The organism is Amycolatopsis sp. NPDC033938, from assembly GCF_055575975.1.
In genome coordinates, this window is record NZ_JBVIRO010000017.1 from 1 (window position 1) to 12,131 (window position 12,131).

The 12,131-nt window shown below is 68.8% G+C and carries 12 protein-coding genes; 2 read left to right on the top strand and 10 right to left on the bottom strand.

The window, feature by feature from the left end:
* Nucleotides 1-312: 312 nt before the first annotated feature.
* Nucleotides 313-1,587 (bottom strand): tyrosine--tRNA ligase, encoded by a 1,275-nt coding sequence (gene tyrS, locus ACZ5ZX_RS32165; RefSeq protein WP_465505746.1) that lies wholly within the window; start codon nucleotides 1,585-1,587, stop codon nucleotides 313-315.
* 32 nt (nucleotides 1,588-1,619) lie between these two features.
* Entirely contained in the window at nucleotides 1,620-2,255 is a 636-nt protein-coding gene (locus ACZ5ZX_RS32170) for a DNA-3-methyladenine glycosylase (RefSeq protein WP_465505747.1), read from the bottom strand.
* 142 nt (nucleotides 2,256-2,397) lie between these two features.
* Between ACZ5ZX_RS32170 and ACZ5ZX_RS32175 the strand changes: the two genes are divergently transcribed.
* Entirely contained in the window at nucleotides 2,398-2,790 is a 393-nt protein-coding gene (locus ACZ5ZX_RS32175) for a hypothetical protein (RefSeq protein WP_465505748.1), read from the top strand.
* Nucleotides 2,791-2,959: 169 nt separating this feature from the next.
* On the opposite strand, the gene argH is transcribed toward ACZ5ZX_RS32175, so the two are convergent.
* The 8 genes from argH to argC are packed head-to-tail and all read right to left on the bottom strand — an operon-like array spanning nucleotide 2,960 to nucleotide 10,499.
* On the bottom strand, nucleotides 2,960-4,375 hold the full coding sequence (gene argH, locus ACZ5ZX_RS32180) for an argininosuccinate lyase (RefSeq protein ID WP_465505749.1): 1,416 nt from the start codon (nucleotides 4,373-4,375) through the stop codon (nucleotides 2,960-2,962).
* A gap of 27 nt (nucleotides 4,376-4,402) precedes the next feature.
* Entirely contained in the window at nucleotides 4,403-4,756 is a 354-nt protein-coding gene (locus ACZ5ZX_RS32185; RefSeq protein WP_465505750.1) for an argininosuccinate synthase, read from the bottom strand.
* Nucleotides 4,746-5,267 (bottom strand): arginine repressor, encoded by a 522-nt coding sequence (locus ACZ5ZX_RS32190; protein WP_037313092.1) that lies wholly within the window; start codon nucleotides 5,265-5,267, stop codon nucleotides 4,746-4,748. Before ACZ5ZX_RS32190 ends, ACZ5ZX_RS32185 begins: the two co-directional genes overlap by 11 nt.
* Nucleotides 5,264-6,190, bottom strand: coding sequence for an ornithine carbamoyltransferase (argF, locus tag ACZ5ZX_RS32195; protein ID WP_465505751.1), 927 nt, complete (start codon nucleotides 6,188-6,190; stop codon nucleotides 5,264-5,266). The genes ACZ5ZX_RS32190 and argF overlap by 4 nt, the downstream gene beginning before the upstream one ends.
* 16 nt (nucleotides 6,191-6,206) lie before the next feature.
* Nucleotides 6,207-7,400, bottom strand: coding sequence for an acetylornithine transaminase (locus ACZ5ZX_RS32200; RefSeq protein ID WP_465505752.1), 1,194 nt, complete (start codon nucleotides 7,398-7,400; stop codon nucleotides 6,207-6,209).
* A complete protein-coding gene (gene argB, locus ACZ5ZX_RS32205; protein WP_465505753.1) occupies nucleotides 7,397-8,317 on the bottom strand; it encodes an acetylglutamate kinase in 921 nt (306 codons plus the stop codon). Before argB ends, ACZ5ZX_RS32200 begins: the two co-directional genes overlap by 4 nt.
* Nucleotides 8,314-9,474: a bifunctional glutamate N-acetyltransferase/amino-acid acetyltransferase ArgJ gene (argJ, locus tag ACZ5ZX_RS32210; protein ID WP_465505754.1), complete on the bottom strand. Its 1,161-nt coding sequence runs from the start codon at nucleotides 9,472-9,474 to the stop codon at nucleotides 8,314-8,316. Before argJ ends, argB begins: the two co-directional genes overlap by 4 nt.
* On the bottom strand, nucleotides 9,471-10,499 hold the full coding sequence (argC, locus tag ACZ5ZX_RS32215) for an N-acetyl-gamma-glutamyl-phosphate reductase (protein WP_465505755.1): 1,029 nt from the start codon (nucleotides 10,497-10,499) through the stop codon (nucleotides 9,471-9,473). The genes argJ and argC overlap by 4 nt, the downstream gene beginning before the upstream one ends.
* A gap of 103 nt (nucleotides 10,500-10,602) precedes the next feature.
* Between argC and ACZ5ZX_RS32220 the strand changes: the two genes are divergently transcribed.
* Nucleotides 10,603-11,568, top strand: coding sequence for a helix-turn-helix transcriptional regulator (locus ACZ5ZX_RS32220; protein WP_465505756.1), 966 nt, complete (start codon nucleotides 10,603-10,605; stop codon nucleotides 11,566-11,568).
* Nucleotides 11,569-12,131 lie beyond the last annotated feature (563 nt).

Below are 12,131 nucleotides of genomic sequence, written 5' to 3' on the forward strand. Positions count from 1 at the left end.
AGGAACCTCAATACGAGGTTCAAATACATAAGCTCTACTGGCTTAGTTCACTAGCACACTGTTGAGTTCTCAAGCAACACACCCCAGATCGCACCACACTACGCGGCCTTATCCGAAGCAGTCATTCCTAGCAGTTTTTGGTGGGACACCCACTCAATCGCGCTGAGCGAGAGCTTGGTTCGTGTCCCGGTCGGCCACCCGGTTTCCCTGGCGACTTGGAGAACTTTACATGGCCCGCAGGGGCCCGAAACAGGGGGGTACCTTAACTGCGTTTCCGCAGGTCAAGGCCCCTGTTTCGGGCCGGGGCCGCGATCAGCCCCCGACGCGGACGCCGGCGACGTTGCGCTTGCCCTTGCGGACCACGAGCCAGCGGCCGTGCAGAGCGTCGTCCGCGGACGGCTTCCACTCCTCGTCGGCGATCTTCGTGTTGTTGACGTACGCGCCGCCTTCCTTGACGGTGCGGCGCGCGGCACCCTTGCTGTCGACGAGCCCCGCGGCGATCAGCAGGTCGACGATCGTCGCCTCGCCGTTCGGGTCGACCTTGCCGTTGGGCACCTCGGCCATCGCGGCGTCGAGGGTCGGCGAGTCGAGTTCACGCAGCTCTCCCCTGCCGAAGAGCGCCTGGCTCGCGGCGATGACCTGGCGGGTCGCCGCCTCGCCGTGCACCAGCGTCGTGAAGTCCTCCGCCAGCTTTCGCTGCGCGGACCGCAGGTGGGGCCGCTGTTCGGTGTCCTCGGCGAGTGCCGCGATCTCCTCCTGCCCGAGGAAGGAGAACATCTTCAGGTAGCGGATGACGTCGGCGTCGGCGACGTTCAGGAAGTACTGGAACCACGCGTACGGCGAGGTCATCTCCGGGTCGAGCCAGACGCTGCCGCCGCCGGTGGACTTCCCGAACTTGCGTCCGTCGGAGTCGGTGACCAGCGGCGCGGTCAGCGCGTGGGCGTGCCCGCCGTCGGTCCGGCGGATCAGGTCGACCCCGCCGACGAGGTTGCCCCATTGGTCCGAGCCGCCGATCTGCAGCTTGCAGCCGTACTCGCGGTACAGGTGCAGGTAGTCCTGTGACTGCAGCAGCAGGTAGCTGAACTCGGTGTAGGAGATGCCGTCGGTTTCGAGGCGGCGCTTCACCGTCTCCCGGTTCAGCATCATGTTGACCGGGAAGTGCTTGCCGACGTCGCGCAGGAACTCGACCACGCTCTGCTTCGCGGTCCAGTCCAGGTTGTTCTCGATGATCGCGCCTGTCGGCGAACCGTCGAAGTCGACGAACCGCTCCAGCTGACCGCGGATCCGGTCGGCCCACTCCGACACGGTGTCCACCGTGTTCAGGGTGCGCTCACCGGTGTCGCGCGGGTCGCCGATCATGCCGGTGGCGACGCCCGCCAGCACGATCGGGCGGTGCCCGGCGCGCTGGAAGCGCGAAAGCATCAGCAGCGGGACCAGGTTGCCGGCGTGCAGGCTCGGCGCGGTCGGGTCGAATCCGCAATAGAGCGTGAGGGGTCCTTGGTCGAGGTCTCGCCGCAGTGCGTCGGTGTCGGTGGATTGCGCGATCAGGCCGCGCCAGGTCAGCTCGTCAAGGATGTGCTCGCTCACGCCTGTAGATCCTCCCGCACCAGGTCAACCGACTATCGGCCGGGGGCCGCCGCCCGCCGCTTGCCGCCCCGGCGATAGGTGGAGACCGCGGGCGAGCCGTCGATCCAGAACCGCCATGGCGTGTCCATGGCCATCGCGACGCCGACGCGCGGCCCGGTGCGGATGGACGACTCCGGCACTCGCTCGCCGGTGAACAGCCGGACGGGTGACGCGGGGTCGGTCAGATCGATGCCGTTCTCCGCCCGGTCGATGCCGAGTACCGAGGTCAGGATGGCCGGGCCTTTGGCGAGTTCGCCGTTGCCGCGCGCGGACGGCCTGCGCGCCTTGGCGATGTCCGCGCCGGCCACCACTTCCCCGGCCCGCAGCAGCACGGCACCCGGCTGCCCGTCTTCGGTACCGACGACATTGGCGCAGAAGTGCATTCCGTAGACGAAGTACACGTACAGATGCCCGGCCGGTCCCCACATGACCTCGTTGCGCGGGGTCTTGCCGCGATAGCAGTGCGACGCGGGGTCGTCGAGGCCGCGGTAGGCCTCGACCTCCACCAGGCGGACGGCGACCGTGCCGTCGGGACCGGTCGCTTCCAGCACCGCGCCGAGCAGGAGCGTGGACAGCTCCACCGGATCCAGCGCCAGCTCCCGCCGGGTGAACTGTCTGCCGGTCTCCACGTTCCGCACTCCCCTTGTCCTCGCGATCTCCCTCAGCCGACCTTATCCCGGACCGGGGCCGTCGACGCTTAGCGCGCGGTTAGTGCGCGGTTAGTGCGCCGTGCCACGGTCGGTGCCCTGGGTCCCCGACGAAAGGCCAAGAATGTCCGTCAAAACCTTTCTCACGCGTTTCGCCGTCCTCGGGACGCTCACCGCGGCGGCGTCGACCGCGCTCATGACCGGAACGGCCTCCGCGGCCTCCGAGAAGGTCTGCAGTTCCTACTACTGCAACACCACGAACGGGACGGCCAACTACGTGACGACCCTCGTCGCGTCGCGGAACTCGCCAATCGTCGGCAAGTACGGATACTTCAACGTGTTCGGCCCCAACGGATACAACTTGCCCGGCCGGTCGAGCACGGAGAGCAGCGACACGTTCGCGATCAGAAAGTCCTTCGACCCCGGCTCCCTGCTCTGCCTGCAGTTCTTCGAGAACGTCGCCGGTGCCTGGAAGCAGCGGGGTAACGCGGTGTGCACCACGACTCCGGTCGGTTGACCGCGACACGTCCTGAGTCGTGAGTGGATAAGTGCCGTTCTGGCCAACGGTGTTTGAGGTGCCTACGGGGGGTTTCCCCAGTACATGATGGTCCCCTTCCTTGCGCCAGGCGCCAGGAAGGGGACCATCATGTACTTCCAGGCCGCAGGCCACGAGCTCGACCCACTTGTCAGCTCAGCCAGGCGCGGTGTTCGGTGACCCGCGCGACCAGCCGGTCCCGCTGCTCCGCGACCCGCTCCGGAGCGGTACCGCCGCGGGCATTGCGCGAACGCACCGAGCCTTCGACGGTCAGCACTTCGCGCACGGCCGGCGTCAGCGCCGGGTTGATCTTCTCGAACTCTTCGTCGGTCAGTTCGTCCAGCCCGACACCGCGGCCCTCGGCGACACGGACGCTCTCCCCTGCCGCCTCGTGCGCGACGCGGAACGGAACGCCCTGGCGCACGAGCCATTCGGCGATGTCCGTGGCGAGGGTGAACCCGGCGGGCGCCAGTTCGGCGAGCCGGTCGGTGTGGAAGGTCAGCGTCTCGAGCATGCCCGCGATCGCCGGGAACAGCAGTTCCAGCTGCTCGACGGAATCGAAGACCGGTTCTTTGTCCTCCTGCAGGTCCCGGTTGTAGGCCAGCGGCTGCGCCTTGAGCGTCGCGAGCAGGCCGGTGAGGTTGCCGATGAGCCGTCCCGCCTTGCCGCGGGTCAGCTCGGCGACATCGGGGTTCTTCTTCTGCGGCATGATCGAGCTGCCGGTCGCCCACGCGTCGTCCAGGGTGACGTAGCCGAATTCGGCGGTGTTCCAGATGATCACCTCTTCGGCGATCCTCGACAGGTTGACCGCGAGCATCGCGACGTCGAAGGCGAACTCGGCGACGAAGTCCCGCGAGGCGGTGCCGTCGATGGAGTTCTCGACGCTGGTGTCGAAGCCGAGTTCCGCGGCGACGGCCTCGGGGTCGAGGCCGAGTGAGGAACCCGCGAGCGCGCCGGAACCGTAAGGCGATTCGGCGGTGCGAGCGTCCCAGTCACGCAGCCGGGTGACGTCGCGCAGCAACGACTGGCCGTGCGCGAGCAAGTGGTGCGCCAGCAGGACCGGCTGGGCGTGCTGCAGGTGGGTGCGCCCCGGCAGGACCGCGTCCGGATGCCGGTCCGCCTGCGAAACCAGCGCGTCGACGACGCCAAGGGTGCCGGCGACCACACGGCGGGCGGCGTCGCGCAGCCACATCCGGAACAGCGTCGCGACCTGGTCGTTGCGGGAACGGCCTGCCCGCAGCTTGCCACCTAGTTCGGTGCCCGCCCGCTCCAGCAGACCGCGTTCGAGCGCGGTGTGGACGTCCTCGTCGGCGACGGTCGGGGTGAACGCGCCCGAAGCGACGTCCTGCGCGAGCGTGTCCAGCGCGGCGAGCATGCCCGTGAGCTCGTCCTCGGTGAGAAGCCCGGCCTTCCGCAGCACTCGCGCGTGTGCCCGCGAACCGGCGATGTCGTACGGCGCCAGCCGCCAGTCGAAATGGGTCGACGCGCTCAGCGCCGCCATCGCCTCGGCCGGTCCGCTGGCGAACCGGCCGCCCCACAGCTGCACCGGCTGCTCATTCCCGCTCACAACACTCCTCGGATTGCTTGGTTCTCGTCAGGCGACCGATTGGTCGAAACCGGTGCCCGTGGTGAAGTCGTACAGTGTGCGCTCATCGCGCGCGGAGTTCACGACCGCGTTCCCGCGGTGCAGGATCAGGCGGACTTCGCCGGACACCCGCCCGGCGCTGACCTTCTCCAGTTCGTCGTGCGCGGTGACCAGCGCGAGCGCACCCGGGCTTTCGTAGATCTCGCGTCCTTCGATCCCGAAGGCGCCGACACGGCGGTTCAGCTGCTGGAAGGCTTCCAGCAGCGTCACGGTCTCCCCGTCGATGGCGACCGGCACCCCCTCGTCGAAGGTGATGATCGCCTTCTCCGGATCGTCCGGGAAGGCGAACCCGTCAGGCGTCACCTTCGGCCTCCTCACCGCCGTCCACTGTGGACGACCGTCGGGCCAGCGCCATGAAGCGCTCGGCCAGATCCTTGCCGGACAAGGGTTCCCTCGCGATCACCGCGACCGTGTCGTCACCCGCGATCGAACCGACGACCTCCTCCAGTGCCGCCCGGTCGATGGCGCTGGCGAGGAACTGCGCCGCCCCCGGCGGGGTGCGCAGCACGGTCAGGTTCCCCGACGAATCCGCCGAAACGAGCAGTTCGGCGAGCAGCCGCGAGAGGCGGGAGGTACCGCCCTGCACCCCGCGTACCGGACTGCCGTCCTCGGGGATGACGTACACGGGCGCGCCGGAGTCGGCGCCCCGCAGCTTCACCGCGCCCAGTTCGTCGAGGTCCCGTGACAGCGTCGCCTGTGTGACGTCGATGCCTTCCGCCGCCAGGAGCTTCGCGAGCTCCGTCTGGCTGCGGATGGCCATCGTGGACACGAGCTCGGTGATCCGGGCCTGCCTGGTGACCCTGCTGCCGGTCATCGTCGCTTCTCGTCCAGCAGCCACACCAGGAGCGCTTTCTGCGCGTGCAGCCGGTTTTCGGCCTCGTCCCAGACCGCGCTCGACGGTCCGTCGAGGACCTCGTCGGTGATCTCCCAGCCGCGGTGGGCCGGCAGGCAGTGCAGCACGATCGCCTCGTCCGCCGCCCGGCGCATCAGCGCGGAGTTCACCTGCAGCTCCCGGAACGGGCCGACGCGGTCGAGGCCGTCGTTCTCCTGGCCCATCGAGGTCCAGGTGTCGGTGACGACGACGTCCGCGCCTTCGACGGCGGCGTACGGGTCGGTGAAGACCGTGGTGCTGCCGCCGGTTTCACTCGATCGGTGTTTGGCGTCGAGCATGACCTGCTGATCCGGCTGGAAGCCTTCGGGCGAGACGACGCGCACGTTCATCCCGGCCGTGGTCCCGCCCAGCAGCAGCGAATGCGCCATGTTGTTGGCGCCGTCGCCGAGGTAGACCAGGGTGAGCCCGGCGAGTTTGCCCTTGCGCTCGCGGATGGTCATCAGGTCGGTGAGCACCTGGCACGGGTGGAACTCGTCGGTGAGCGCGTTGATCACCGGGATGCTCGCTGCCGACGCCATCGCGTCGATGCGCTTCTGCGCGAAGGTCCGCCAGACGATCGCGTCCAGGTAGCGCGAAAGCACCCGTGAGGTGTCCTCGATGGTCTCTTCGCGGCCGAGCTGCATGGAGCGTCCGTCGACGATCACCGGGTTCCCGCCCAGCTGGGCGATGCCCACCTCGAACGAGAACCGGGTCCGGGTGGAGTTCTTCTCGAAGATCGCCGCGACCGACTTGCCCTCCAGCGCGCGGGAGCTCAGCGGCTCGGCCTTCAACTGGTCGGCGAGGTCCAGGATCTCGGCCTGTTCGGCCGGGCTGAGATCGTCGTCGCGGAGAAAGTTGCGGAGCATCGGTTTCGTCTCTGTCCTAAGTGGTGGTGGAATCGAGCGCCCCGGGAAGGGCATCGAGGAATCCCTTGGCCTCATCGGCGCTCAGGATCAGGGGCGGTGCCAGCCGGATGGCGTCCGGGGCGACCGGGTTGACCAGGTAACCCGCCTCTTGCGCGGCCTTGGCGACGGCCGCGGAGACCGGCTCGCGCAGCGCGATGCCGAGCAACAGCCCGGCGCCGCGGACGCCGGCGACCAACGGGTGGCCGAGCTCCTCGACACCAGAGGCGATGTCCTTGCCCAGTGCGGAAACGTGGTCGTTCAGATTGTCCTTGGCGATGGTCTTGAGCACGGCGAGCCCGGCGGCGCAGCAGATCGGGTTACCGCCGAAGGTGGTCCCGTGCTGCCCCGGCTTCACCAGTTCGCCCGCCTCGCCGACGCCGATGACGGCGCCGAGCGGCAGGCCGCCGCCGAGGCCCTTGGCCAGCGTGACGAGGTCCGGCACGATCCCGGCGTGCTGGAAGGCGAACCACGCGCCGGTGCGGCCGATCCCGGTCTGCACCTCGTCGAGGACCAGCAGGGTTCCGGTCGCCTTGGTGATCTCCCGCGCGGCCTGGAGGTAGCCGTCCGGCGCCGGGATCACGCCCGCCTCCCCGAGGATCGGCTCGAGGAACACCGCCGCCGTGTCGGTGTCCACCGCGGCGCGAAGCGCGTCGATGTCACCGTAAGGGACGTGGACGACACCGGGCAGCAACGGCGCGAACGGATCCCGCTTCGACGGCTGACCGGTCAGCGTCAGCGCGCCCATGGTGCGGCCGTGGAAGGCGCCCTCGCAGGCGACGATCTTGGTGCGCCCGGTGAGCCTGCTGAGCTTCAGCGCGGCCTCGTTGGCCTCCGCGCCGGAGTTGACGAACAGCACCTTCGCGTTACCGGACAGACCGGCGACGTCCAGGAGCGTCTCGGCGAACTCGACGACGACCGGGTTCACGTAGAGGTTCGAGGTGTGCCCGAGTTTCGCGACCTGTTCGGAGACCGCGGCGACCACGGCGGGATGGGCGTGGCCCAGCGCGTTGACCGCGATCCCGCCGACCAGGTCGACGTACGGCTTGCCATCGGCGTCCCAGACCTTCGCGCCCTCGCCTCGGACCAGGGTCAGCGCCGGGGTGCCGTAGTTGTCCATGAGGGACGATTTCCAGCGCTTCTGGACGTCTACATTGGACTCAGACGTGGTCACGGGAGCTCCGTTTCGGGGAAGACCATGGTACCGATGCCGCGGGAGGTGAAGACCTCCAGCAGCACCGAATGGGCGATGCGGCCGTCGATCACGTGCGCGCGGCGGACGCCGCCGCGGATGGCGCGCACGCAGGCCTCCATCTTCGGGATCATGCCGCTGGCGAGACCGGGCAGCAGGGTTTCGAGGCGGTCCACCCGGACGCGGTCGACCAGTGAGCTACGGTCCGGCCAGTTGGCGTAGAGGCCTTCGACGTCAGTGAGGACGACGAGCTTCTCCGCGCCCAGCGCGGCGGCGAGCGCGCCGGCGGCGGTGTCGGCGTTGATGTTGTGCACCACGCCGTCGACGTCCGGGGCCACCGTGGAGACCACCGGGATACGCCCGGCGTTGACGATGTCGAGCACCGCGTCCGGGTTGACCTCGGAAACCTCGCCGACGAGACCGATGTCGACCTGTTCACCGTCCACAGTGGCCTGTTTGCGTTCGGCGGTGAACAACCGCGCGTCCTCGCCGGAGATGCCGACCGCGTACGGGCCGTGCGCGTTGATCAGCCCGACCAGTTCGCGGCTGACCTGTCCGGTCAAGACCATGCGGACGATGTCCATCGTCTCGGGCGTGGTGACGCGCAGGCCGCCCTTGAACTCGCCTTCGACGCCGAGCCGGTTGAGCATCGCGGTGATCTGCGGGCCGCCGCCGTGCACCACGACCGGACGCAGCCCGACCATGCGCAGGAACACCATGTCCTCGGCGAAGGCCTGCTTGAGGCTCTCGTCGATCATGGCGTTGCCGCCGTACTTCACCACGACGGTGGCGCCGTGGAAGCGCTGCAACCAGGGCAGGGCCTCGATGAGGATCGAGGCTTTCTCGGCGGCCGTCGCGAGCCGTTCGTCCGCGGGGACCGTGGATTCGGAAGGGCTCATGACGAGTACGCGCTGTTCTCTTCGACGTAGGCGTGCGAGAGGTCGGTCGTGTAGATCGTCGCCTCGCCTTCGCCGAGACCGAGGTCGACGACGATCTTGATGTCGCGGCCGGAGAGGTCCGCCTCGGAACGGTCCGCGGCGGGGGTGCCCTTGGCGAACAGGGTCACGCCGTTGATCGCGATGGCGACCTTCTCCGGGTCGATCCCGGCAGGCACCCGGCCCAGCGCCATGGCGATACGGCCCCAGTTGGGGTCCGAACCGAACAGCGCGGTCTTGACCAGGTTGTCCTCGGCGATCGTCCGGCCGACGGCGATGGCGTCGCCCTCGTTCACCGCGCCGGTGACCGTGACGTCGACGTACTTGGTCGCGCCTTCGGAGTCCGCGCGCAGCTGCAGCACGAGATCGAGGCTGACGGCGGTGAGCAGCTCGGTCAGTTCGGCCTCGGTCGGCTCGACGCCGCTGGCGCCGGACGCGAGGACGAGCACCGTGTCGTTGGTGGAGGTGCCACCGTCGACGTCGAGCCGGTCGAAGGTGATACCGGTGGCCGCGCGCAGGGCCCTGTCGAGGACCTCGGGTGTGGCGACCGCGTCGGTGGTGAGGACCGAGAGCATCGTCGCCAGGTTGGGCGCGAGCATGCCGGCGCCCTTGGCGAAGCCGCCGACGCTCCAGCCGCTGTCGTGCTTCGCGGCCGCCTGTTTCGGTTTGCTGTCGGTGGTCATGACCGCGGTGGCGGCGTTGAGATCGGCCTCGGCGCCGGTCCCGAGTTCCTTGAAGGCGGTGTCCACGCCGGAAAGCAGCGCGTCCATCGGGAGGCGCTCGCCGATCAGGCCGGTGGAGCAGACGGCGACCTCGATCGCGCCCGCCTCGAAGAGTTCGGCGACCTTCTCGGCGGTCTTGTGGGTGTCCTGGAAACCACCGGGACCGGTGGCGGCGTTCGCTCCGCCGGAGTTGAGCACGACGGCCTTGAGGCGCTGCTGCTTGAGCACCTCCTGCGACCACAGGACGGGCGCGGCCTTGATCACGTTGCGGGTGAACACGCCGGCCGCGACCTGCAGCGGACCGTCGTTGACGACGAGCGCGAGGTCGAGCTTGCCCGAGTCCTTGATCCCGGCGGCGACGCCCGCGGCCCGGAATCCTTTCGGCTGAGTGACGGTCACGGAGCGACTCCTACGGTCGGTAGTCCGGTGGTTTCGGGGAGGCCGAGTGCGATGTTCATCGACTGCACGGCACCACCCGCGGTGCCCTTGGTCAGGTTGTCGATAGCCGAGACCACGATCAGGCGCCGGGTGTCGGCGTCGACGGTGACCTGCAGCTGGACGTTGTTCGAACCGACGACCGAAGCCGACGACGGCCACTGGCCCGCAGGCAGCAGCTGGACGAACGGCTCGGCGGCGTAAGCCTTCTCGTACACCTCACGGGCACCGTCGGCGTCCACATCGGACTTGAGCGCGGCGCTCGCGGTGGTGAGAATCCCCCGCGGCATCGGGGCCAGCACCGGAGTGAACGAGACCTTGACCCGCTCCCCCGAGACCGCCGAGAGGTTCTGCGCGAATTCGGGGGTGTGCCGGTGGGCGCCGCCGACGCCGTACGCGGTGGCCGAACCCATCACCTCCGAACCGAGGAGGTTCGGCTTGAGGCTCTTGCCCGCGCCCGAAGCCCCGGTCACGGCGACGACGTTGACCTCCGGCTCGATCAGGCCCGCGGCGAACGCCGGGGCGAGGGCGATCGAACCGCCGGTCGGGAAGCAGCCGGGGACCGCGATGCGCTTGGTCCCGGTGAGGCGCTCACGGGCACCGGGGAGTTCGGGAAGTCCGTACGGCCACTGTCCCGCGTGGTCGCCGCCGTACCAGCGCCGCCAGTCGGCCGCGTTCGCCAGCCGGTGGTCCGCGCCGAGGTCGACGACCAGGACGTCCGGACCGAGCTGCGCGGCGATGGCACCCGAATGACCGTGCGGCAGGGCAAGGAAGACGACGTCGTGTCCCGCCAAGGTCTCCGGGGTCGTCTCCAGCAGGACGCGGTCCGCCAGGGGCGCGAGGTGCGGCTGGTGCTGGATGAGCGGCGTCCCCGCGGAGCTGGCCGCGGTCAGCGCGCCGATCTGGACTTCGGGATGGGTCAGCAGCAGGCGCAGGAGTTCGCCGCCCGCGTACCCGCTGGCTCCGGCCACCGCGATCTTCACCGTCATACGAATGATTATGCACAGCGGTGCAAGTTCAATCAAACACTGTCGTGTGGCTCACCCGAACCAGGTCATCTCCCGTCCTCTCTCTCCAGGGCATCCTTACCGCATGACGGACACGCCCGCCCGGTTGCTCAGCCTGCTGTCGCTCCTGCAGACACCGCGCGAATGGCCTGGCAGCGAGCTCGCGCGACGACTGGAGGTCAGCCAGCGCACGATCCGGCGCGACATCGACCGCCTGCGTGAGCTCGGTTACCCCGTCGACGCGTCACGAGGCTCCGACGGTGGCTACCGGCTGGGCGCGGGCGCGGCGATGCCACCGCTACTGCTCGACGACGAAGAAGCCGTAGCCATCGCGGTCGGTCTCCGGAGCGCCGCCGGGCAGGCGATCTCCGGTATCGAGGAGTCTTCGGTACGGGCACTGGCGAAACTCGAACAGGTCCTGCCCTCGCGGTTGCGCTACCGCGTCGGCGCGCTGGGTGCCGCGACCGTGCCACTGCCCGGCACCGGCCCCGCTGTCGACCCGGAGCACCTCACCGTCTTCGCCGGCGCGATCGCCAACACCGAACGGACCCGGTTCGCCTACCGCACCGGCGACGGGACCGAATCCCGGCGGCACGTCGAACCGCACCGGCTCGTCTCGGCCGGGCGCCGCTGGTACCTGCTCGGCTACGACCTCGACCGCGACGACTGGCGGATCTTCCGGGCAGACCGGATCGCCGAGCCGCGAGCGACCGGCGGCCGGGCCACCCCGCGGCAGCCGCCCGCCGAGGACGTGGCGGCCTATGTCACCGACAGGATGTACAGCCTCCTTCCCACCTACAGCGCGCGAGTGACCCTGCACGCGCCGATGAACCAGGTCGCCCCCGCGATCGGGGACGACATCGGTGAACTCGAACCGGTCGATGAGGCCTGCTGCGTCTGGAACGCGGGCGCGGACACCCTCGACTGGCTCGCGTTCCGCCTGCTGGGACTCGGCTGCGAGTTCACCGTGCACGAGCCGCCGGAATTGATCGGCCACCTCCGGGAGATGACCGCGAGGGTGAACCGCGGTACGGCGTCCACAGTGGAGTAATACGGTGGCTCGCCGGGGGTGAAGGCCATCGGACGTCGCACCGGTGCTCGCTGCTCGTGTCGCAACGTCGAAACTCGGTGTCCTGAAGGCCCCCTTGAGGGAATCAGAGTCCCTCAAGGAGGCCTTCACGGACTTGATAACACGGGCAAAAGGTGGTCAACCGGATGAATCGCCCTCGGTGAATCCTTTATGGACAGTTGAGAACCTCAGAAACCGCCGCTTATTGAGCCGTAAGGCAAACCTGGCGTAATCGGCTCGCCGCCTGACGGCAGGCGAGGAGCTCCCCGTCGAGCCGGCGGGCGTCGCGCGACTGCCCACAAGGGACACCTGTCGAAGACTCGGGTGTCCGTTTTGATGACGCTATATACGGTTCCACATGGGGTCGCGAGTGGCGAATAGGGTTAACACTGGGGATGGGCGCTGGCGCGCCCGCTCGGGGTGGGATGTGAATCCCCTGACGCCCGGGTCTTGGCGGGTTGTCGCCCCCTACCGACGGGGGTGGCCCTGGGAGGGGGGCAGAAAGCGCCCACTGGCCCCCACACAGCGCACTATAGACACCAGCC